The 25,239-nt window shown below is 39.3% G+C and carries 10 protein-coding genes; 4 read left to right on the top strand and 6 right to left on the bottom strand.

The features are described 5' to 3' along the window. Positions 1-164 precede the first annotated feature (164 nt). Genes T498_RS0107290 through T498_RS0107280 form a run of 3 tightly spaced genes read left to right on the top strand, consistent with a single transcriptional unit; the run spans position 165 to position 3,479 of the window. A complete protein-coding gene (locus T498_RS0107290; RefSeq protein WP_028235335.1) occupies positions 165-1,268 on the top strand; it encodes a DnaD domain protein in 1,104 nt (367 codons plus the stop codon). A gap of 12 nt (positions 1,269-1,280) precedes the next feature. After that, on the top strand, positions 1,281-2,270 hold the full coding sequence (locus T498_RS0107285; protein ID WP_028235334.1) for an ATP-binding protein: 990 nt from the start codon (positions 1,281-1,283) through the stop codon (positions 2,268-2,270). Positions 2,271-2,300: 30 nt separating this feature from the next. After that, positions 2,301-3,479, top strand: a complete 1,179-nt coding sequence (locus T498_RS0107280; protein ID WP_028235333.1) for a ribose-phosphate pyrophosphokinase — start codon at positions 2,301-2,303, stop codon at positions 3,477-3,479. Positions 3,480-3,524: 45 nt separating this feature from the next. Here the strand turns inward: T498_RS0107280 and T498_RS0107275 are convergent, their stop codons facing one another. Further along, entirely contained in the window at positions 3,525-5,729 is a 2,205-nt protein-coding gene (locus T498_RS0107275) for an LTA synthase family protein (RefSeq protein WP_028235332.1), read from the bottom strand. Between the two features lie 125 nt (positions 5,730-5,854). On the opposite strand from T498_RS0107275, the gene T498_RS0107270 reads away from it, so the two are divergent. Next, positions 5,855-8,404, top strand: a complete 2,550-nt coding sequence (locus tag T498_RS0107270) for a hypothetical protein (RefSeq protein ID WP_051524661.1) — start codon at positions 5,855-5,857, stop codon at positions 8,402-8,404. Positions 8,405-8,410: 6 nt separating this feature from the next. Here T498_RS0107270 and T498_RS0107265 read toward each other — a convergent pair whose 3' ends face one another. The 5 genes from T498_RS0107265 to T498_RS0107245 all read right to left on the bottom strand — a co-directional run bounded on the left by T498_RS0107265 (position 8,411) and on the right by T498_RS0107245 (position 25,147). After that, positions 8,411-9,058: a lysoplasmalogenase family protein gene (locus T498_RS0107265; RefSeq protein WP_028235330.1), complete on the bottom strand. Its 648-nt coding sequence runs from the start codon at positions 9,056-9,058 to the stop codon at positions 8,411-8,413. 15 nt (positions 9,059-9,073) lie between these two features. Next, positions 9,074-11,191, bottom strand: a complete 2,118-nt coding sequence (locus tag T498_RS0107260) for a hypothetical protein (RefSeq protein ID WP_028235329.1) — start codon at positions 11,189-11,191, stop codon at positions 9,074-9,076. Between the two features lie 52 nt (positions 11,192-11,243). Then, a complete protein-coding gene (locus T498_RS16190) occupies positions 11,244-12,428 on the bottom strand; it encodes a class B sortase (RefSeq protein WP_051524660.1) in 1,185 nt (394 codons plus the stop codon). Between the two features lie 161 nt (positions 12,429-12,589). Further along, a complete protein-coding gene (locus T498_RS15225) occupies positions 12,590-23,062 on the bottom strand; it encodes an Ig-like domain-containing protein (RefSeq protein WP_036978091.1) in 10,473 nt (3,490 codons plus the stop codon). Between the two features lie 234 nt (positions 23,063-23,296). Continuing rightward, a complete protein-coding gene (locus tag T498_RS0107245) occupies positions 23,297-25,147 on the bottom strand; it encodes a flagellinolysin (RefSeq protein ID WP_028235328.1) in 1,851 nt (616 codons plus the stop codon). Positions 25,148-25,239 lie beyond the last annotated feature (92 nt).

Below are 25,239 nucleotides of genomic sequence, written 5' to 3'. Positions count from 1 at the left end.
GTGGATTTTTTATTGCCCTTTTTTCTAGGTCTGTTGATAGTTATCCACATTATCCACAATAGCCACAAGCCCTTTATTTACAAGGGTTCTCGGGGTTTACACCCTTTTCTTTTTGAAATTACTTTGATATAATTTGCTTACTTTTGAGGGAGAGGATAATTTATATGGCAGACATCATGCTACACACCAGTATCAATACTGGTTATACTTGCATTTCTAATACTTTTATTGACGATTACATGAAAGATGCCAATGGAGAGTATGTTAAGATTTACCTTTACTTGCTTCGTTGTCTAAATAGAGAGGATTATGATTTTTCCATCTCACAGTTAGCGGACTGTTTAGACCACACCGAGAAGGACATAATGAGAGCCTTTACTTATTGGGAGAAAGTAGGACTTCTACGTCTTGAGTACTCTGATGGGCATGAACTTTCTGGAATCTGTCTTGTCGATGTGAATGGAAACAATTCCTTCACATCCGTAAACTACGCTGCTGAGCCGGTAGTTACAACTAAAAGCGTGGCACCAGCAGTTTCAGATACACCAGCTTTGGTTAAGCCAAGCTACAGCGCAGATGAGTTAGATGCTTTCTGCGAGGAGGATGCTGTTTCAGATTTATTATTTGCAACACAGACATACCTTGGCAGACCGCTTTCAAGCTCTGACACCAACACTTTGCTTTTCTGGTACGACGGACTTCACATGACAGTAGATTTAATCCAGTACCTTATCGAGACTTGCCTCGATAACGGCCACAATAGCTTCCATTACATGGATACTGTTGCTCGCAACTGGGCAGAAGATGGAATCACAACTGTTGAGGATGCCAGAAAATCATCTAGTGCACACAACAATGCCGTTTATTCTATTAAGAAGGCACTTGGTATCGGAAACAGGGATTTAGTTGAGTCTGAGCTTAACTACATCGATAAATGGGTTAACACATTTAGCTTTAATATGGATATTATCTGTGAAGCTTGCGAGCGTACTATCACAGCTACTAACAAGCCAAGCTTCAAATATGCAGATTCTATTCTTACAAGCTGGAACAAGTCCTCTGTTAAGACTCTAGAGGATGTTGCAGCTCTTGATCAGGAATTTACTAAGGCTTCAATGGCCAAGCTTTCAGCTACTAATAAAGTAAAAAGCATTAAAGACACATCTAGTTCAGCGGCTAGATCGAAGTCTAACAACAAATTCCTTAACTTTGAACAACGCCAGAATTATGATTTTGATGCACTTGAGAAGAAATTGCTTGGTAACTAAAGGGAGGTAATTATGGCATTATCTAACGAACAATACGATGCGCTTATGCGTGAGTACAATCATAAGCAGTCTAGAAACAGCCGAATTGTTTCTTATCGTACAAAAGAGCTTTATTCTGCAGTGCCTTCACTTACACAGTTGGATGAGGAGGTTTCCAAAATCTCCATTTCATCCATTACTGCTATTTTCAGCGGCAAGGATATAGCTACCGCATCTGCTGAATCTAAAAAGAAGCTTGAAGAGCTTAAAATGAGACGTATCAATCTCATGAAATCCGCTGGTTTCCCAGAGGATTATCTTGAGCCACCATACGACTGTCCTGATTGCAAGGATACTGGATATATTAATGGAGAACGCTGCCACTGTTTTAAGCAGGCAGCTATTAATATTGTCTACAAACAGTCTAATATCAATAACATTCTTTCCAAGGAAAATTTTGATGCATTTGATTTAGATGTTTACGATAATGACTATTTTGAGGACGGTTCTGAGCTTTCGGCACGTGCTAATGCTGAAATAGCCCTAGAAAAAGCCACTAACTTTGTGCAGAATTTTAGAGAAAAAGGTGGTAATCTCTTGTTGCTAGGAAGAACAGGATGTGGAAAAACCTTCATGTCCAACTGTATTGCCAAGGCATTACTTGACCAGGGCATCTCAGTTATTTACTTTACTTCCAGCGAATTATTTAGAGTTTTTGAAGAACAGACATTCAAGAAGAATGCTAACGTTGCAGAACTTCATGATCATATTTTCGATTGCGATTTACTTATAATTGACGATTTGGGCACTGAATTTCAGAATTCCTTCACAACAGCCCGACTTTTCCAATGTTTAAATGAAAGACTATTACGAAATAAATCAACGATTATTTCAACAAATCTCAAGTTAGAAGAATTGAGAGATACCTATAGTGAACGTATTACTTCGCGAGTATTTTCAAACTATGAAGTTATTAAGCTCATAGGCAATGATATTCGTATTAAAAAGGTAATATCAAAATAATAAATTTAATATCAAAGCAAGGAGCAAAACATGCCAAACAATGAAATCGTGTTGGAAAACACACCACCTATGGCAGAGCTAGGTCTTATACCTCACAAGAGCTGCGCAACAATCGGCGAGAAGGTTAATGATTATTTACTTAAGTGGAGACAAGAGCGTAAGTGTGACCAGTCTATTATTACTTTAGCTGGTTATAAGAGCGATTCTTACATCGTTTCTGCTGATTGTCCTCGATTTGGTTCAGGTGAGGCCAAAGGTCTTATCAAACAATCAGTTCGTGGTCTTGATTTGTACATTCTTGTTGATGTAACAAATTACAGCCTCACTTATTCTGTATGTGGTCACGAGAATCACATGAGTCCAGATGATATCTTCTGTGACTTAAAGCGTATCATTGCTGCTGCAATGGGAAAGGCTAAGCGCATCACAGTCATCATCCCATTCCTTTATGAAGGACGTCAGCATCGTAGAAGTGCTCGTGAATCACTTGATTGTGCTATGGCACTTCAGGAGCTTATTAATATGGGTGTCGATAACATCATCACATTTGATGCTCACGACCCTCGTGTTCAGAACGCTATTCCTTTAAATAGCTTTGAAACAGTTTCTCCAACATATCAGTTCCTTAAGGGCATCCTTAAGAACTGCAAGGACTTAAAGCTTGATAACGATCATCTCATGATTATCTCACCTGATGAAGGTGGAACAAAGAGAGCCGTTTACATGGCATCAGTTCTTGGTGTTAATGTTGGTATGTTTTACAAGCGTCGCGATTACAGCCGTATCGTTGATGGACGTAATCCAATCGTCGCTCATGAATTCCTTGGTAACGACGTTGCCGGCAAGGATGTTATCATCGTTGATGATATGATTTCTTCTGGTGAGTCAATGATAGACGTAGCAACAGAGCTTAAAAAGCGTAAAGCAAATCGTATCTTCACAGTAGCTACTTTCGGACTTTTCACTAATGGTATGGCAAAATTCGATAAGGCTGTTGAGGACGGTATCATCTACAAGGTTGTTACTACAAACCTTACATACATTCCAGAGGATGTTTTAAATCGTGATTATTTTATCAAGTGCGACATGTCAAAATACATCGCATACATTATTGATACTCTTAACCACGAGTGTTCTATATCAGAGCTTCTCAATCCTTATGGACGTATCGAAAAGCTTCTCAACCGCTACAAAAACGGCGAATATTAATTCAACAAAATGGCCACATCGCAAATGCGATGTGGCCTTCTTTTTTTATTCGCTTTCCGAATCAGCATCTCCATCTCCAGAAGCATCCTCTTCTATTTCAGAAGTTTCTTCCTCTTCCACGTAATTCGGATCATAAACGACATATTCATTTGATTCTCTAAATACGGTATTTGAGCTACCCATCTGGCAAACGGTTATCTTATCTCCGTTTGATATATCGGAAGCCTTTATGGACAATACCTGCCCGGATTCGTACTTGGTGGAGACTTGCTCTCCATTGACGAATACCTTTGACCATTTGGTGAATTCATCACCGTATATATGCAGCCTTCCGTTAAAGAAGTATGCACTGTCTATTACTACATCATTAACGCCCATTGTAAGGTTTGATGGGCCGTATTTTGTGCCATCCTTGTATGTATAACGATCTCCGTAGAGAATATCATACTGAAGCATCTTTAAATCATTCATATACTCGCTTGTGCCATACTGAACGCCATTAGCCATTGCAGTCTGGTGATAAGCATTTATATTTCCATTATGAATGTCAAGACGATTTAAGAACTCTGATACAAGCTGATATGAAGCCAAATCCTTATCTATTTTTTCCATACCAAAGTTATTCCATGTGAAATACTTTGTCTTGTATAAATCGCCTGTAGCAACCTCGCTGCTTGATAAGCCCATTGTAGGAAGATGATCGCCAAACATAATTACAAGTGTGTCTTCTCCTCTGGCATCAAGTGCTTCGATATAGTTCTTAACAAAGTCATCTACGTTATAAATTCTATTAACGTAGTACTCCCAAGCCCAGTTTTCTTCTGGTGTCTTACCAACAGCGTTTACTTTGATTGCTGGGTCTTCCTCTACCTGATATGTAGGGTAAGCACCGTGTCCCTCAACTGTGATAGTGTAAACAAAATCGCTTTCTGGAGTTGAGTCCATGGCATCTAATGTTCCATCGATGAGAATATCATCTGTAGGCCAGTTGCCAAGCGGTGTGTAATCTGTAATATCTAAAAGCTCCTTAGATGTAAAGCTATCAAAGCCCATCATGGAGAATGCGTTAGCTCTTGAATAGAAGTTACCACCATTGTTATGAACTACGTGTGTGCTATAGCCGTCGTCATGAAGAACATCCGCATAGCTTTCACAATCTGTTTCCTTAATGATAGTCTTCTGTGGGTACTCACCTGGTCCAAAGAAGCTACAGCTCATACCAGTAAGTACTTCAAACTCTGAGTTACATGTACCTGCACCAACTACTGGAACTATACAGTGACCTGTTGAGTAGTTCTGCTCCAAATAGTGAATGTATGGGATTGGATCCTCGCTAGTCTCAAGGAAATCCGACTCTGAAACATCGTAGAATGACTCAAGCAATATTACAACAATGTTTGGCTGTGATGCATCCTGTGAAGGAATCTCAAGTGTCTTAACATAAGAAGCATCCTTCTCTAATATGCTATCAATCTTGTTCTCGGAATATCCAAATGGACGATTCATTCCTCGGTCTAATACAGAAGTAGAAAAGCCGTATAAATAACCATAATCTAAATATCCCTGTGCCAAGTTACCGAAGTAAGATGTCATAATACCGGAACTTCTAAGGAATACTGTGGATGGATATAATGAAGCGAACAGCGCAACTACTAATAATATTCTTTGCCATATTGGCTTAGGGTCCTGCTTTTTAGAACCTTTTACCATGTAGAGCACCATTATGACAATGTAAATCACAAGGGCCGTTACTGAAAGCATGGCCTCCTCTGCTGAGAAGTAGTTGCTATCTTGCATTGTCAGCAAATCGCTTATCATATACAAATCGGTATATCCAAATGGTGAAACACGATTCAACAGAATGACGCTATTTATTATTCCAAGTATGATAAAGAACATACTGATGAATACTCGCCACCAGCCTCGTCTCTTACTAAGGAATACAATGGATAATGCTACAAATACACAGTAGGCATTAAATAAAAATGGTCCTGTGTGATCTATGACAAACCCGCATGCCGCTGTAAATGAGTGTCTCGATAGCCATTCCATCAAGAATATGATGGCCATCGCCAGTGGAATGTGCATCCAAAATGCGTATTTATCCCAAAGCATCAGCCAGGTCTTATAGATCTTACTATTTAAAAAGCCCTGAACCAGCTTTGAATTTGCAAATTTAATAAATGGAACTTTTATAATATTTCCAAGCAGGCCTATGCCTGTTTTTATCTTTGAAAATAATTTTTTCATGAATCCTCCGTAAAACCTAAGACAGTATGAAAAAATAGTGTTAGAATAATAACCGATTAATTCAAATCAAAATTTCCTACGGATTATAACACTATATTTTTAATTAAGCAAGAAAGCGAGTTTATATGAAGCTACAGTTCTATAAAAAGGGAATACCTACCAAAATTATCAAGCGTGCAGTCATTTTAGTTGTGGTATTTTTTGTTTCTATTATATTCTTCGAGATTGTCACTAACATTACCGAAACACAGGAAATCTCCTCTCAGGCATCTCCTACTTTACCACTTGTATATGTAAATTATTTAGGTGACGCTTCCACTGAGCTTCACGGCTATGTATCTGAGATGGACCCGGCATATATGCGAGATGCAATAATTCCACTTGACTCTCAGCGTAATATTTCTCTTTCTATAGATTCAAAAAAGTATTCTATCGATGGGGTTTCCTACGAAATCCGCTCGCTGGATACACAGCGAAACATCGCCAATAACGAGCTTGAATACACCGAAAAGGATGGCATCATTACCACAAGCTTCCAGGCCGAGAATCTTATCGAAAAGAACGAGGAATATCTTCTAATTATTACTCTTTCTAGCGGCGATGAAAATATCTACTATTATACTCGTATCATGCAGCCAGATGGTTGTCACGAGGAAGAGATTTTGGATTTTGCTCAGTACTTCCACAATACAGCTCTTTCTGATGATGCTACTGATCTTGCCACATATATCGAGCCTGATTTATCTACAAGTGATGATTTAAGCCACGTTACAATCAACTCAAATCTTTCACTTATATCCTATGGCACATTTAACGGCCAGCAGGTAGGCGATACACATGTTGCCTTAACAGATATCAGCACCGACTATGTAAGCCTTTCATTATCTTATTTGCTTTCAAGAGATAATAATGGAAGTGACGAGTACTACACCTGCACCGAAAACTATCGTGTGCGCTACACCGCTGATAGAATCTATCTTCTTTCATATGATAGAACTATGGAGCAGATTCTCGATGCTACTTCAGTTTCATTTACTGATAATGTACTCAACCTAGGAATTACTGATTCTAATCTTCAGTATCTTTCAAATGAAACAGGTACAATCGTTTCATTTGTACAGAACGGTTCATTATATGAATACAGCCAGACCGACCGCTCACTTAAGCAGGTATTTAGCTTTATAGACGACCCTACCGATACACGTTCAATCTACAATCAGCACCAGATTCTCCTTCTTAACATCGATGAATCCGGCACTATGGATTTCGTAGTTTACGGTTACATGAATTCTGGCAACCACGAAGGAGAATGTGGTATTAACCTTTATCACTACGATGCAATCGAAGATACATCTACAGAGCAGGTGTTTATTACATCCACAAGCTCTTATCAGATATTAAATGCCAACTTCTCTGACCTTTTATATGAGACAGCGGATAATGAGTTCTACATTATGGTTAACGGTACACTTCTTTACATGTCTCTAAATGAGCTTACCACAAAAGAAGTTATGACAGGCCTCGATAACGACCAATATGCTGTTTCTAGCTCACGCAGATATTTGGCTTGGATGGATCAGGATACTATGTCAGATTCAATTCACATTATGGATTTGGAGACCGGCAATTCCTACGACATCACTGCTGGGGAGGGTCAGCTATTAAAGCCGCTAGCCTTTATGGATGACGATTTAATTTACGGCACATTAAGAGAAAGTGATATTACCACAGACGGTGCCGGCTCAACTGTTTATCCAATGTATAAGCTAACAATCGCTGATATCTCTTCTGGCTCAGGCAGAGAGCTTATGAGCTACCAGAAGAATGGTTACTATATCACTGACGCAGCCATCGATTCCTACACAATCTACCTTACTAGAATTCAAATTGATGGAGAGGGCATCATCACAGCAGCAACCGAAGATACTATCAAAAATAGCGCTGGTGAACAAAACAAAGCTGTTGATTTGAGTGTCGCGATGGATGATGTAAAGCAGCAGATAGTCACCCTTACAATGACACCTTTAGATGAAGATGAAAAGCTTGGCAACGTATCCTACGACCGTACCGGTCTTGTTTTAGCTGATTCCAACAGAAGTGTTTCTGTTGCTTCTGCTACAAGCTCAACACAGTACTATGTATACGTTGGAAGTACTGTTACTCTCGCTACTGACGATTTGATTTCAGCTATCGCAAGCTCAGATGAAAACATGGGAATAGTGCTTGATAACACACCTAAATATATTTGGAAACGCGGTAGAAAATCATACCAGAATGCAATCACCGGTATTGCAGTAGGCTCAAGTGATTCAGAGGCCTCAGGCTCTGCCAGAGCACTTTCAGCTATGCTTGTTCAGGCTGGGGAAAACGTACAGGTTCATACATTGTTAGAATCGGGAGAAACCCCTATATCAATCCTTTCAAAGACATTAAAGGATTATGATATCTTAGATTTGACTGGTGCAAGCCTTGACCAGGTGCTTTACTATGTCAGCCAAGGCATTCCAGTATATGCATACACTGGCGAAGATTCTGCAGTGCTCATCGTCGGATATGATGCAAGTTCTATCGTATACTTCGATCCGATGACAAGCTCAAACTCAAAGATGGGCATCACAGAAGCCAGCGAATATTTCGAATCCTTCGGAAACGTATTTGTAAGCTATATTGAATAACCAAGCTTACAAGCTGTAGATAAATAAAAGAATTGCAATATAGTATGTTGCGAGATTGATATAGTGAACGATTCTCTTATTTGTTCTTTTACTAAAATGATAGAAATACAAAAACAGAATAGTGAAATCACTTGCTATGAACAATGTTCCGGCAACACCTAGTATAGGAAGGCCATTGAGTCCACACTCGATGGCCTTTAATGCTGTCATGGACACGAAATAACAGTAGATTAAACAAGGCACCATCAGAGAACCTATATGCAAATGGCACCATTTTCTCATGCCGATAAAAATGAGGCATGGTACGACTGGTGCGATGTAAACAAGCACATTAGTCTTATCTGTTATTCTGCACATGTAATTCAAAAATCCCACATGGCCAAGCATAAAAGCAATTGTGCCTAAGACCATAAACTGCTTTCGCAGGTAAGTATTGTAAAGGCCCATTAGCAAATCGCCTACAAAACAGGCAAGTAATGCCCAAATCAATAGACCTAGTTTTTCACTGTAAAACTGATTCAATAAAAAGATTATCAAAAAGGAGATGCTACACACCACCTTTAATGGGACATAGTATCTCCTTGAGAATCTATTATCACATACAGCAAACAATGTAATTATTAATGCCACATAAATAATAGTTTCTAATATCATATTTTTCTCCTACCCTTATTCTTCATCATAAGCTCCTGCAAGTATAGCTTCTAGTCTCTTTTCTTTGCTCATTAGAATTGCACCAGCTCCAAGTAGGAATATTGCAAGGCAAAGTAGATATCTGGTATCGAATCCATCAGCTGTCTTTGGAGTAGTATCCTTAACGTGTCCTGCTGAAATTGAACCGTCACTGCTTACCTTATAGGTAACTGTTGTAGTGGTCTTTGTTGCGCCACTGACAATCCTGAGGCCTGTCATAGCATAACCATCTGTGTACTGGAACTGAACTGCATGATCACCTAAAGCCATATTTGCAACATAGTCTTTATTAAGTGTCATTATAGTAGAACCAGATGCTATTGTATAGTTCTCTCTAGGAACAATATTTCCATCCATCATGATGTAGGCAAGTTTCTCAACCGGGCCATTACATACGATGCGTACCGCGCCATCACTCTGACCTACAACCTGTCCTGCACCTTCGATAATCTGATAAATAAAATTACCTTTAGCTGCATCACTTACAGGCTTTGCTGAGCCAGAGCCTGATGATGAACCGCCACCTGACGAACCACCGGAAGAGCCGCCTCCGCCGGAACCTCCACCTCCGGAGCCACCGCCACCAGAATTAGGATCCTGATAGATGTAGGTGTAAACTGTTCCAGAAATGCTAGGTGTAGCTGACTTTAGTGCATAAGTCACATTTCCATATGTATAGTTGCTAATTGGTGTGTAGCTTGATGGGTCTGTTGTGGTTGTGATAGCCTGTGTAACCACTACATCACCTGAACCATTAAGTAACTGATACTGGATTGTGTATACTGTCTCACCTGAAGATGCTGTGTAAACGTATGTATATGTAGCATCAGCTGTGGCTGCTACAAATGTAGGACTTGTTGTTAGGTAGTATGTTGTTCCATCTTTATCATAGCTAGCAGGTGCATTGTGTGTAGGTGTTACACCTTCTGCTACTGTCTGTGTTTCAGCAGTTACATCTGTTACTTTGCTTCCTGACGAACTATTAAGCTGATAATCGATTGTAATTGTATAATTCTTAACTACGCTACTGCTTTGGAAAGTATATGTATATTTTGCATCGGTTGTAGCTGGGCTTAATGAAGGGTCCGAAGCCGTAACTCTAGTATATACTGTACCGCCAAATGTATAGCTTGAATCGGCATTTGCGCTTGGTGTGGTGCCTTCTTCTACTGTCTGTGTCTTTGCCCCTTCTATTGTAGTAACAATCGTACCTGCTGAATCCATTAACTGATAATCGAATGTAATTGTATACTTTGTGGTATCGCCACCACTTGGATCATCATCGCCAAATGCAAGTATAATAGCGCCACTAGTATTTATGTCGTTTACAAACTTTACTATCTCTAAATCTGCATCAAACTCATCGTTAGGACAAGTGATATAAAGTGTTCTCTCTGTCCACGGGCCCTGAGATCTACTAATACTGGTTAATGATGTGGCATCTGGTATTACCAAATGCACAACATCACTGTCATCAAAAGCACCTGCTGCAATCGCTGTTGTTCCTTTCCTAAGTGTAAAACTATGGTCGTCGCCAACTGCTCCTTTAGGAACATATACTAATGTAGAACCTTCATAGGTAGCTTCCTCACTTGTATCTGTACTATTTGGTGATGCGAGAAGCATCATAGGTGCCATTAATACCTGCTGCTCTGCAAGAGCAAGCTCCTCAGGATTAAGTTCAAGGGTAGTTGTTTCCTCTGTAGCAGGTTCTGGTGTTTCTTCCGTAGGTGTTTCTTCTGTAGGTGTTACTGTCTCTGTAGGAGTTGCTGGGTCAGTCACTTCTGGAGTTGTAACTTCATCTGTAGGCGTAGTGACTTCTGGGTTAGTTTCCTCGGTTGGTTCCTCCACAGTTGGTGTCTCCCCCGCAGCAGGCTCTCCCTCTATCACTGTGTCTTGTCCATCTTCAGTGGCAGGAACATCTACCGCAGGCTCCTCTGCTGGCTGTTCAATTACTTCTTCATTTTGGATATCCTCATCAAGGTCTGCTTCAGAAACTGAGCTACCAAAGAACGTAACTCCAGTCAGAATTATAGATGCGCTAATAAGAATACATCCTGTTTTTTTCAAAAATCCCTTTTTCACCTTCACCATAGCATCCACCCTTTAAAATCCAAGTTTATGAATTCCAGTGTTATGATTATAGTTACTTGACCCTTTTGGCCACAACAAACATTCGTCCATCTTCGGTGTAAGAGTTGCAGGTGCTAAGAGTCAATATCTTGTCTGTAGCTGCAATATCTATTGTCTCGTCGTAGACCGATAAACTTTGGATATTATCTAAAAACTCCTGGAGCTCGCTGCCTGTGACTGCGTTGATGAAATTGTAATACTTGTAGCTGTCATCATCGTCATAGCCTACCGCTGATAAGCCAACCCCTACAATTTCATATTCCTGCTCCTCATATAGAGTTTTAAAGATTATCGTCTTATGCGACTGATAATAATCGTAATCTAAGTATCGCTTAAGCCCACCAAACATGGTCCCTGACCGCATATTGTGACCATAAATGATGGTGTTTGTAGTAGGATTTACTATATCGCATCGATAATCGACGAATAAAGTACCCGCTGTACTATCTGCTCCATAGAAATCTCTTCTCAAGTAGTATTCTGGCTCGCTTGGGGACTGCATAACCGGATAGTTGATATCGGTATCAACCACATTTAAGATTCCCACAAAATCGCCATTTTGCTGGTACAAATCTTGAAGCTCTGGTAGAACATCTCTATCATCTTTGGCATAATCTGTATCCCATGGACTCTCTATTAAATCCTCTGTAATATCGCTAGATTTAGCCCCATTTTCATCAAGATTGTCGCTATTTGAGTTCTCTACAGAATCTATATCGTCATTTTTATTATTAATATTAACTTTATTTTGTGAATTATTAGTGTCCTGACTAGAAATTTGCTCTTGTCTTTGTGCAATTTGCTTTGCTATACGACGAGTTTCAAGTATATCCCTTACCTCTACCGTGACAAATACGCCCACAAGGACAACCGCAATTGTGACAAACATTAGGCCTAGACGCCTAGAACTTTTTGCTTTTGTGGCTGCCTCCTCAATGATTTCCCTATCATCTAAAAGACCTGCTGACTTATTAGCCACTATGTCAGCTACATGCTCAGTATACTGGGCACCAATAGGACTACTAAAGGTAATAATCCCATCGCGAATATCATTATAAAGGCGCAGCGCAACCTCTGGATCTTGTATATCAAGCTCCTCATTGATGCACTCAATTTTCTTTACATCTTCCTGTGCCGCCCTGTACTCGTAGCGAGTCTCAAACTCAAACCCGCCAATAATAAACCTCTTCTTCCCCATACATCATTCGTCCTTCTCCAAAGGAATATATTATGCCTAATTTTATTTTAAACAAGTACATGCCTTTTGCAAACTCATTTCACAGTTTTTACGCAAAGTTACTATTTTCAGCGCAAAAAGACCAGAGGGCTTTGCGGCCCCCTGGTCTTTGGGTTTTGAGTTTATGGTGCTACGGCTGGCTTGTGGACAGATGAATTTACTCTGGTCCAAACACCATCTATGTAGGTGTAACCATCAATGTGGTAGTAGTAGGTTACGCCGCTTGTAAGCTTAGAATTTGTGTATGAGCCTGTTGATGCTGGAACGATTGCGATAACCTTGCCTTCGCTAGTTTCATCTTCAGCCCTGTAGATGTAGTAGCTTACGATGTCTTTTGTTTCTGTCCATGTAATCTTTGCCTTTGTAGCAGATGTTCTTGTAACTGTAATATCCTTTGTAGCAATATCTGTGATTGCTTCTGTAGATACTTGTTCACTGTAGATCTTACCATCTGCAGGTGTTCCATCTACAGAATTTGCAAATGCTCTTGCTACTATCTGATATTTTGTGCTTCCCTTTAAGCCTGTGAATGTGTTCTTGCCTGTTAATCCACCTACATTTGCAAGCTGTACTGTCTTATAGGTCTTGCTTGTTGCATCATATTCCTGAAGCAGAAGCTGTGTTCCATTAGAGAATATGTCGCTTACCCACTGAGCTGTGAGGGAATCGCCTGTGTTTTCTGTTACTCTAAGGTTGGCAACTGGATGGAGGACTATTGAGTATTTCTCTGTTGTTGTGCCTACTATGTTTTCTGTATTTCCTGTTAATGTGATGTAGCCCGTGCCATTGTTGTAAATGTAGTTGCCATAATCTACTTTGTAATCAGTACCTGCAGTAAGATTTGTAGTCTGTGACTCGCCTGTCTTAAGGTTGCTAGACTGGATAAATACTGTAGAGGCTGGCTTCAAGGCCTTTCCTGTATATCTTTGGTTGGACTTGTTAAATACAACAGTACACTTAGAAATAGGTCTAGGCTTGATTTCGTATGTAGCCTTTGTTACTCCAGATTCATTTCCAATCTTAAATGCTACAGATGCTTCAATGGTACCGATGCTTGTTGTGTCTGTTGTTGATGCACTGTTTCGCTTGTAAGTTACACCAGTAACAGTTGCTGTAGGAATGCTTACGCCAAAGGCTGGCTCTATAGGCTTTCCTGTCCAATAATACCAATCCTCATAATTAGTAGCCTTTACCTTATTTAAATCGTACTCAATATCGTATGCAACTGTCTTTGTGCCTGACCAGTATGCACTAGCTCTACCTGCATATTCTACCCATGCATCTACAACATAACTGTTATCAGATTTCTTGTTCTGCACAAAGTATTCTGTATCATAGGTAAGAATAGCATCGTAATTTAAGCTGTTCTGTGATGGAAGAGCCAAGTATACTCTAGGGTCTCCAGTGGTGATATAAGTGCCTGTGTACTGCTGTACAGGAATGTCTCCATTACCTGCTACAAAATTGCCATTATCATCTATATAATAGGTGTCTGTCTGTGAAAGATTTCCCCAAATATAGAAATCTAATGTCTTCTCACCACTATAGTTTCCGATACCTGTAACAGTTATGGTTGATACACCAGGAGTGATGTTACCAGGTATTGTAACTTCTGTTTCCTCGCCACTTATTACAGTCTTAATTTTCTTAGTGCCATAGCTTACTTCATAGTGAACACCTTCGGTAAGTGGTTTGCTAGATTCATTTGTTACCTCAATCTCAGGTGTGATTGGCTTACCAGAATCATAATTATAATTATTTCCATCTGTGCCATTAATGAATCTTACGTCAAAGTCATTGGCGATATCATGAGCTATAATTATGTAATTCATCTGATAGCTAATAGCTGCATCCGGTACATAGTAGTTGCCGCCTGCTTTGTTCAAGTTGCCTGCATCAGCACCAGTTGCCTGGAACTCAACTGTTACCCAGCTATATAGGTTACGCTCACCATTTTCAAAGCTAGATACTGTTTCATTATTTGGGTAATCTAATTTAAGCTCATTGCTATCTATCTTCTTTGGTGTCTTTAAAGTGTTATCCCATACAGAAATTGTAGGTTCCACTGGAATACCGTTGTAAATGCTGTAATAGTATCCTACATAATTTGCAGCTTCCTCTTCTGTTAATAAGCCTGTATCTACAAGGTGTGTCTTTGCTGTTGCTGATGTAAATGGCTGCGCTACACCTGTAAAGTTGAATGTAAGCTCTCCGCCATCTGTCTCCATTACATCAGTATCAAATGGTCCACCTATAGCTGTTATTGCTTTTCTATTAATTGCATACTTCTGCTTAATAGTTCCGCAATAGTCGCCGCTACCTGTAATAACTACATACTTGTAGCCTGCATCAATAGAAGAATCCTCATCACCATCTCCATCTGTGTAGCTGATGGTGTATGCTTTCTTAGGAAGTGTTTTATTGCCCTGCTTTACAGTAATTGTAGAAGGTTTTTGTGCCACTCCATTGTACTCATTGAAGCTCCATGCCACTGTATCTGCGTTATCAGGAACATAAGTATATGTAGATTTATCTGCTCCTGACATTGTGTATACAACGCTTAAATCTGTAATGGTATTAAGGTTTACACCAATATTGAATGGGATTCTGATTGTTCCTGCGTAATCACCATTTCCTGTGATTTCAATATATGGTGATGTGGCAGCTGCTGTAGCATGTCTTCCACCCTTTTCATCTACTGTGTTTGTCTTACTCCACTCGGCAGAAGCAGCTTCTGTATTTCTAAATGGCTGTACTGTAAACTCTTCATCCTTTAATCGATAGTCTGTGTCATCTTTTCTACCCTTGTCGTAGATAACAACTGTTGGTGTATCGCCGTCATCAAGGGAAACAATATCGTATACATAAATTACCAAACATTCATTAGAGTATGAGCCATTAGCTTCTTTCTTAACACCTCTGGTCTCGTACCGAACATTTGTAGAATCATACTTCCATAAGCCTTTAAATCCTGGGTCATCACCATTCTCATAGTAATAATGGTAATTATCCTCTAATGAGCGTGATGTGATTTTAAAGTCCTTCTCAATGTAAGTCTCTTCATCACAGTTATGTGCTCCGCGAATTCTAAGGATATAAGAGCCTTGGCTTTTTAATTCAGTCTCAGCTGTATTTGCTGCATTAAATACCTCAATTGTGTAATCACAGTTTGTCGCATCATCCTGTTCTGATACAAGAGTGACATCGCCTAGTGTCACTGTAACAACATCATAAGGATTAACTGTGCCACCATTAAATTCTGCACTGTCAGGGCTGATTGTTACGTTGTCTGCCAGCCTCAAATCCAGTTTGTTGATAGTAAATACATAATTGAATGGACTAGGAACAAGATAGTTCTCACTTGTACCCTGACTGATTGTTACATAAGCATCTTCACGTGCTGTCTTATTACTGTCTGGATATGTAACGATGTACTCTGTTCCTTCATCAAGTATATCTGAGCCATTTTTAATTACTAGACTCGGCTTAACAACAACCCCCGGTCCAGCATAATATACAGGTGCTGCCAGTGAAACCATTCCCGGTGTAATGGTTACAGGGTTAATGGTATATTCCTTAGATACTACTCCTGAATATGCTCCAATACCTGCTATTAGCACAGTCTTTGTTCCTACATTTTTTGCATCCTTAGGATATGTAACAGTGTAATCAATATTATTTCTAAGAGTTCCATTGATTGGATGTTCTACTGTAACTGTAGGCTTAATATCAGAACCTGTATAATCAAAGGATGTTCCGCCTAATGTGACTGTACATGTGTTTATATCCAATCCTGTTATAGAAAAGTTTGCTGTACACTTATTCATGCAGTAATCGTTTGGTGATGGCGATGGCACAGCTGTAATTTCCCTATCTGTTGTTATCTTTGAAAGTGATTCTGGCGAGAATCCAACATAACCTACACCCTCCGCTTCTGGAGAATATACTGTAACTGATGTACCATCTGCTTTTTCAAATTTAATAACTGCATGATCCGCAAATACAAATGGCTTCTCTGGATTGTATGATGCAGAGGTAATTGGAAGACCTGCATCGTTTATAAAGCTCAATGTACATTTGTTTAGATCATACTTAATAGTGAAGCTTATTGCTTCCGTATTAGTCTTTGAATTAGGTATAAAGTAGTCACTATTATCACTTGCACGTAATACTACATACCACTTTCCTACCTCCACTGCATCTGTCTTATTAGCAGTATCTGTTGCTTTGTAGTACTCTAATACATAATCACCTTCAAACTCAACTCCCGGTGCCTGGGTCGCGCCACTTATAACATCACCTACTACTTCTACCTGTATTACGTCTCCAGTATAAGCATAGACTGTACCGTTCTTTATACTGATATCGTCTGCCCCATAGTATTGCAAATCTGCAAGGAAGCAAATGTTAACTGCAGTACCTGTTGTATCGATGTACTTAAGATTTTCTGCTGTTCCCTTACATGCATACTGTCCCACTAGAGATAAGGTTGGATCTGGTCCTGGAAGGCCATTTCTATCTCTTTTAATAGTGTAGTTATATACGGTTGTGCTATCAGGAAGTGTAGTTGTGTTGCTAAGTGTTTCTGTATAACCTGATGTTGGGTCTACAGGGACATACTTAATCACTGGATTAAGTGACTCTGCAAGTGTTCCATCACCATTTAATCTGTATGTTCTTTGTGGCATAGTAACTTCCGCATAAGCAGAGCCTAAATCAAGCTGAATACTAAAGTTGGCCTTCAGATAGCCACTATATGTGTTTAATCCTTTCAGATAAATCCAGTTGGCGGTCTTGTAAGAAGGCGCACTGTTAGCACCACTTGTTGATGTTTCGCTAGCGTACTCTGACTGCTTTCTTATCTCCGCTAATACTGCAGCTTCTGTACTTGCGTTTGTTACTACGATTTCATAATCCTCTCCTCTGGTAAGTGTCTTTGTTCCAGAAGATACTACAAGTGGAAGATCGCCTGTCTCAACCTGCGTCTTGATTTCTGCAGGTGTCAACGCTACTGCTGCATAATCTATACAGTTTTCATTTCCAAGCACTGCTGTAAATCCTTCTAGTGTGTTAGGAAGGATCTTATAGTTCACTACAATACTTTTTGTTGCAAAGTTAGTATTTTCGATATTTATGGTTGCAGATGCCATGCTTGTTCCATCTGTAGGCTCGATGTTGTTTTTGTATGTAATAGTATAATCTGTGCCTAAAGCAAGTACTCCGCCACTGGCATTTGTAAATATGATATTAGGCTTAACTTCCTGCCCAGTATAAGTATACTTAGGGAAGTTATCTCCTGTGATTTCATACTGATTATTCTCTGCATCTGTTGTAGCAAGCTTTGTGTCATCACTTATTGAATCAATATATACATCGATATAGCCCTCTTTAATTTCAAAATGGAGCGTATCAGTACCTGTATAGTTTCCAATACCTGAGATAGTCTGCTCTTTAAGTGTAGTGCTTGCATCTACTCCTATATTTACAGGATATGGTGTGAAATCTGTGCCGCCTTTAAGCTTGCATGAATAGCCTTCTATTACTGTTGTCTGTCTTGTTGCACTACCATATGTAAAGATATAAGTAGGTTCAATCTTTATTTCTTCACCTGTATATGACTGGCTTAACTCAGTCTTAGTTAAGTACATTCTATCAGCAGGAACATCCTCCTGCTTTACTGTCTTTATATCCTGAGGAAGTATCCTATACTTAACTGTTGTTGAGCCGTAGAAGCCGCCTTCTCCACTTGCTGTCACTTTGTAAGTTACGATATTGTAGTTAATATCATCTATTGCACTTGTGACACGCGCTGGGAAGGTCTCTGGATTTTGTCCCCCCAATGTACTAGATATCTCTGTTGAAGCAATGTAAGTAGTACTGATTGGTTGCATATTTGTATCATATAGTTCAATGATAGGAGCCTTATTATATCTCCATGTCACATCAAACGGTGTTGTCAAAGATGTGTTTGCAACTGCCATATCAGTGCCAGCCGATGGTATAAATACCTCGTTTGATGTTGAGTAATATGCGCTTTTAATTCTTACAAGTGCTTCTGAAATATCTGTTCCAACCTTGTAAGTCTTTACTACTTCACCGTCATAATCGCCAATACCTCTAACAACCACATACTTTGTGCCTGCTGTAGTTGTAAGCTCTGTATTATCTGTTGTAGATTCATAAGTATCATAGCAGTCCACTGTATAGTTTGTGTCTACTGCTAATGTCTTGCCATTGTAGGTTACGGTTGGCTCTGCCTTTACCTTAGTACTAGCATCTATCCAAGGATAAGACTCAGGAACAGTGACCATATCCTCTGTGATAGTACATTTCTGAATTGAGAAATATATAATCGCATCACTTCCAGCATAGTTGCCTATACCTGTAACTCTTACGTAAGGCGAGGTTGTAGTATTGCCTACTGTATAAGTAGCCGCATTGACATTGTTGTAGTAGTCTAAACCATAATCTACACCGTATTTAAGCTCAGCATTATTCTTTGAATATACTTTTATAGATGGTCTAGCTTCACCGCCTGTGAATGTTGCAATATAATCGCTTGTATAACTTCTTGTATATACTCCACCTGATTCACTTTCACCTCCAGGTACAGGTGTTGCAGTATATGTCTCAGCTATTATGATATTTGTGTATCTTTCAGTGTTACTTGTAATAGGGAAAGTAAGCACTACTTCACCCTTTAAGTTGTTCTGACCAGTTACTGTTACTGTAGCTGTTCCCTGATTCTTATTCTTTGCATATGAAAGGCTATAGTTTGCTTTACCGTTATTCTTAGGATCAATTTGTTTTATGATATTAGTATTGTTGATTTTTACTTCAACATCTGGAGTCTTATCATTTCCATCATAAATTGGGTCGTATGTATTAGCTAATACCTTGGCAAATGCCTTCTGTGTATCAGTAATCGATAGTTCTTCCTGTGTGATATTGAAGCTATATGCGCTACCACTAAGAGTACCGCTATAATTACCCTTACCTTCGATAATGTAAGATGCTTTTCCTACATTGTAGTTATTTGTATAAGAGATATCATAATCTGTGCCTTTTACAAGATATCCTGTTGTTCCATACTTAATAACAATATCAGATGTGCTTGCATCGCTATCACCTGTTGCGCACTTAAGAGTGATATCATCGCCTGTAAATGTATAGTTTGTAGTTGATGAAGGCTTAGTTACCTTTACTTTTGAGCTATTAATTGGGCATGCCACTACTGTATAGGTACCTACTACTGTAGCAAAATCCTTATAACTTCCTGTAGACACTGGAGCTATCTTGATATATTTTGTACCTACATTCTTAGAAACAGCCTGTGTACATGCTTCATTATCAAATACTTCAATTGTTACATCTACATCCTTTGTAAGTGGACCTATACCTGGAAGATATGCATAAATACTTGGAGTTCCCTCTGTATTATCAAAAGTCTTCTTATATCCTGTTGCATAATTATTGGATGCTGTTCCTTTACCTGAACTTCCAGTAATTCTGATTTCCAAATCAGTATCATATTTTGCGATTATCTGATACTGTCCTGTTTTTGTTATATCTGTTTCAAAGTTTGTTCCCTCATTTGAAAGAATCATTCTTGCATAGGAACCAAGGTCAACATCTACATCTGGGAAGCTGGCCTTATAATCAGTTGTTGGTATAACAACACCTGTACTATTAAATTTAAGTGTGTAATCTTCGCCTTCTACAATCTCTTCATCTCTATAGAACTGATCTTTATAATCACCCTTGCCGCCTGTCCATGTGATTGTTGTATTCTTTAAAGATGCTCTATCGATTGTGAAATCGCACGACAAGCTACCAGTGTAGCCACTGGTGTTCTTCATGGTAAATACGATGGTCTTTACGCCTGCGTTAACTGCATCTTCTGTAGTTAAGTCATTTTTGTTATAAATCTTTACTTCAGCAGTCTCTTCTGTGATTATTTCATTGACTACATTGTCATCCATATCATAGAAGGTTACTTCGCTCCAACCTTCTGTTGTAGGAGTGAGAGTATATGCTTCTGCCTTATATGTAGCCGTTAATAAAGCTGAATCATCACTTAGTGACACTTTAAATAGCTTTGAAACATCCGTGTCAGTTATAGCCTTTGTAATGCTGAAACTACCTGTAAAGTTTCCTTTACCAGTAATTGTCATAAGATATGAAATTCCTGTGGTAGCTATGATAGGCTCAACTACATCTACTGTAAAATCAGTGGTATCACTAGTAGAGAATACCGGCGTTACTAGCTTATCACCTACTTTGATTGCTCCATTGCTATTAACATTTGTTACTGCTGTAACTTCATTGCCTGACATAGTGTAATCTGCATTCTGAAATGCAGTATTACCATCACTGCCAGTTGCAGTTATATCAATGGCTTCAATATTGAAGTATCTTTCATATGTGTATGTGGATACTGAATCAACTGTGTACTTAATTGTTACCTTTGCTTTTCCTACATTTTGGTTATCTGAATAGCTTGTGTTTACATCTACTGTGGAGCTTGAAGCATTTGAATATGCGATAACTGCCGGTGTCTGCTCTTCACCATTATATGTAAGATTAAGTGACGCAGTATCCCCTATTGTTTCCGTACCACCAATATAGAAATTAAGTACCTGCACAGTAACAGTTACAGGTTTATTGTTATAATCTCCTGTAATGGTTGTGGTACCAGGGCCCACTGCCGTCATGTTACCATCCGCATCAATCTTTACAACGTTTTCATTTCCTGATGTCCATGTAATAGTTCTTTCAACTGATGGATTTGATAATGTTGCTGTAAATTTATCTGTATCGCCTTTTGCATAGTGATATGCTCCATTTCCATCAGCTGCTGCATCTGCTGCCTGAATTTTTGTAATGTAGTATGTGTCAGTTATGTCCGTATATGTTTCTGAAACCTCCTCGAAGATTCCATTGTATGAACCACTTGACCATACATTTGTTGCATTTGTAAGATAGGTCTCGATATTGCCATTGCCATATCCAATCTGGCAAGCATTATCCATACTTACAACTACAGAATAATAGCTACCCTTTGTAATATAGGCATTGTCATTGATAATGGTTCCATCTGGTAGTCCTTTATCATTGACTCCACTAATGCTATCAAATACTACATCAACCTCATAATCTCCTGCTGCAACATTTGGCATAGTATATGTCTGAGTTGCTAATAGCTCGCCACTTAATGGGTCTGTGTTTGATGTGAGATTCTTACGCAATTCTACTGTAAACTTTGTGCTACCAGTATTTGTGTATCTAGTGTAGAATTTTGTACCTGTTATTACAGTATAATTTGCGGATCCCTGACCTATATATGCAAACTTCTGTGTACTAGATAGTGATACATAATTTCCTCCTGAAATAGTACCTGTTGCGTATGTAGAAAAATGTTCTGCATCAAAGGATACATTCTCTCCTGAAACATCACAGTCAATCTCTGTTACAGTTTCATAGTCATCTTCGATTCTGAAGGCTGCGATTTCACCATCTTCGTAATCTGGAAGCTCTTCTACACCTTCAAAAGTTACTTCTACTGTGTTATCATCTTCCGCTGGTTGATACTTGTCTCCATGACGGTCATAAATATTGATATCAAAGGCTTCAAAGGCTGTAAATGTACCTTCTTCCAACTGTTCATTTACGATATCATTAATCTTATTTAAAGATTTTGTATAGATAGTTACTCTTGAGTTTCTTGGCATTTCACCTGAAACAGTAACCTTTACACCATGGATTGTCTTTGAAACACTCTGATATGTAAGGGTCATATCTTCGTAACCGCAGTACTTACATACCCAGTCCTCATCAAATTCACAGTCCTCAATGACTTCTTCGCCGCATTTAATGCATCGCTTTGTATGAGTGCCATCGTCATTTGAAACGTACTCATACTCATGCTCACATTCTTTTTCTTCTAACAATTCATATCCGCAATGAATGCAGACACCTTCTTCAAATTCACAATCTTCTGTGCGGTCTTCCTCGCCACACTCTTCGCATTTAACTGTATGTGTTCCATCATTATTTGAAACATATACCCATCTATGGTCGCACTCTTTTTCCTCTTCTTCTAGCTTTTCAAGTAATTCCTTTTCTTCTAATGCCTTCTTCTCTTCCTCTGTTAATTCTGGCTGCTCTATCTCATCTGGATTTACTACTTCTGGATTATCTATATTTTCTGGGTCTACTGAGGTCTGGCCTTCTACTGTATCTTCTGTAGCTTCTGTTGTATCAGCTGGGGAATCTACAACATCTGTAGGGATTTCTGGATCTGCTGGGTCCTGTGGCACACCTGTCTCTTCGCCTGGTTCTTCCGCTGGCTCTGCATCAACTACAGGCTCTGGCTCAGCTGCCGGCTCTGGGTCTGCTGCTGGTTCTGATTCAAAAGACACAGATTCAGCAGCTCCACCATCATCTGATGCAGCTGACTCTTCGCTTACCTCCGTACTTGATTCTACGTCTTCGTCCGCCAGTGATGAGAAATCATTTCCCATCATTGACGTTACAAGCAACATAGCAAGTAAGAATGCTGTTAATCTTTTAAAGAAATTCACACGGTTGTTCATAGGCCATTTCCCCTTTGTTAGATCCCCATTTCTAACTACTTTCTTTTGATTTCGTAGGGCATTTTCTTGTTTTTTCCAACGAAAAATAAACATAGCTATACCACTACAATTTCCATATCGGAATTTCTTATTATTAATATTACAGACAACTCCCGTTTTTATTATGAAATTTCTGTGAATATACCGTAAAAAAAGCTCTGCCTCAGAGGAAGCAGAGCTATTTTGTTATTCACTTTAGAACTGTAATAAAGCCATTACGCTTTGGGCGTTTGCGTTTGCCTGGCTAAGCATTGCCTCACCTGCCTGTGCAAGTATTCTATCCTTTGAGTAAGATACCATTTCGTCTGCCATGTCTGTGTCACGAATTCGAGATTCTGCTGATGTTGTGTTCTCAACTACATTGTCGAGGTTTTTGATGGTGTGCTCTAGGCGATTTTGCATTGCTCCAAAATAGCTTCTTACACCGCTGACGAGCTTGATTGCCTTGCCAAACTCATCGATAGCTGATGTTGCTCTTTTTTCTGTTAATACATCTGTATTACCTACTGAAAGAGCATCGCAATTCATGTTGAATAGCTTAATTTCAAGCTTATTCTCATCTTGTCTATCAGAGCCGATTTGAAGGACTACATTTGCTGCTGAATCGCCTTCTACAGCCACTTCATTGTATGATGTCTCTACGTTGTTAATCATAATAGGCTGATCATCATTTACTGCAGTCTCTCCTAAGATTGATGATCCGCCTGTCTTCAAATCGCCTGTAATTACAGAACCTGCCCCGCCCAAACTATTGTATGCAAGCCTTCTTACAAATTCAGTAGGACTAGCCTTGCCAGGTTTAAGAGTTGTAATGCTACCATTATTGATTTGATCAACTAAACTATCTGCAGAAACACCTACAGCACTATTCATTACGCTATTAAAGCTACTAGTTTTATCATTTAAGAAAGACTGGAATATTTTGCTTGCGCCGCTTGCTATTGAGCTTGCTGAAACATCATTTCCGTCTGCGGCTAGATATGAAGCATAGGCTGCTGCCAAATATCCATGGCCATACTCATTTGTTTCTACTGTCTTTGACTTCAGATAATTTGATATTGCGCTATCTGAGCTAGTGTCATTTGCGTTGCTCAAATTCTTTACAGTGTTCGATAAGCTATTATTCCAACCTGTTGTAAATCCGCCTCCTGCAAGCTGTGCTGTGCCTTCCACAAACCAAAGTGGGAAGCTGGTTGATGGATTCGACTGAGACATTCTTTCAGGGAATGCCACATCCATTACACCGTGCATAGTCTCATGTGCTATTGTAGATTCAAGTAAAGTCTGCTGCTGTTCAGACATATTTACTGATGGGAAATCATCCTTATCGACCTTCATAAGCAATGAGCTTGCAGCAAAAGTCACTGGGGAACCCATGCTAAATGATGCCTGCATATATGCCAGTTTATTGCTCACGCCATCAATATAATCCACTGAAAGTGTTGTATAATAAGGCGATTTATCTGGGGCCGCAAGTGTATTAATAGTATTTCCAAGAGGTGAGAATGATTCCAAAATCTGCGAAACGGCATTTGGAAAGAATTCATCCTTTATCTTGCCAGCCAGGGTATTTACCGCGCCTTCTGAGCCTGCTGTTGCAGAAATGCTCTTTAGATTTGGCATATATCCATCCTCAGTAAACACATTAAGCTCATTAAATTTAGTCTTTTTGGTAATCGAATTAATTTCGTCTTTTATCTTTAGAATTTCTTCGTTGATGTTTATTCTATCGCTATCTGACAATGTACCATTAGAAGCCTGTACTGCAAGCTCATTACTTCTTTGAAGCATGCTATGCACTTCTTCCAAGGCGCCATCAGCGATCTGAACCATAGAGATTCCATCGCTAGCATTTGTTGAGGCCTTATCCAAGCCGCGGATTTGCTTACGCATTTTTTCTGATATTGTTAACCCTGCTGCATCATCTGCTGCACGATTGATTCTATAACCGCTACTAAGCTTTTCGCTTGATTTTCCAATGGATGAATTTGTGATATTGTACATGCGGCTAGCATTGCTAGCATTTAAATTATGTTGAATGACCATATATCTTTTTCTCCATTCTTAAAATATTTGCCTCGAAATACTTGTTACGATAATTATTTCGGCTAATATATTTTTTACTTCACCCCTCTTGG

Source organism: Pseudobutyrivibrio sp. MD2005, from assembly GCF_000621865.1.
In the GTDB taxonomy this organism is placed as follows: Bacteria; Bacillota; Clostridia; order Lachnospirales; family Lachnospiraceae; genus Pseudobutyrivibrio.
The sequence above is the reverse complement of the archived record's forward strand: the minus strand, read 5'-3'. Positions and strand labels throughout refer to the sequence as shown.

Coding starts and splice junctions, on each gene's coding strand:
- T498_RS0107290 (WP_028235335.1), top strand. CDS start 165: ATGGCAGACATCATGCTACACACCAGTATCAATACTGGTTATACTTGC.
- T498_RS0107285 (WP_028235334.1), top strand. CDS start 1,281: ATGGCATTATCTAACGAACAATACGATGCGCTTATGCGTGAGTACAAT.
- T498_RS0107280 (WP_028235333.1), top strand. CDS start 2,301: ATGCCAAACAATGAAATCGTGTTGGAAAACACACCACCTATGGCAGAG.
- T498_RS0107275 (WP_028235332.1), bottom strand. CDS start 5,729: ATGAAAAAATTATTTTCAAAGATAAAAACAGGCATAGGCCTGCTTGGA.
- T498_RS0107270 (WP_051524661.1), top strand. CDS start 5,855: ATGAAGCTACAGTTCTATAAAAAGGGAATACCTACCAAAATTATCAAG.
- T498_RS0107265 (WP_028235330.1), bottom strand. CDS start 9,058: ATGATATTAGAAACTATTATTTATGTGGCATTAATAATTACATTGTTT.
- T498_RS0107260 (WP_028235329.1), bottom strand. CDS start 11,191: ATGGTGAAGGTGAAAAAGGGATTTTTGAAAAAAACAGGATGTATTCTT.
- T498_RS16190 (WP_051524660.1), bottom strand. CDS start 12,428: ATGGGGAAGAAGAGGTTTATTATTGGCGGGTTTGAGTTTGAGACTCGC.
- T498_RS15225 (WP_036978091.1), bottom strand. CDS start 23,062: ATGAACAACCGTGTGAATTTCTTTAAAAGATTAACAGCATTCTTACTT.
- T498_RS0107245 (WP_028235328.1), bottom strand. CDS start 25,147: ATGGTCATTCAACATAATTTAAATGCTAGCAATGCTAGCCGCATGTAC.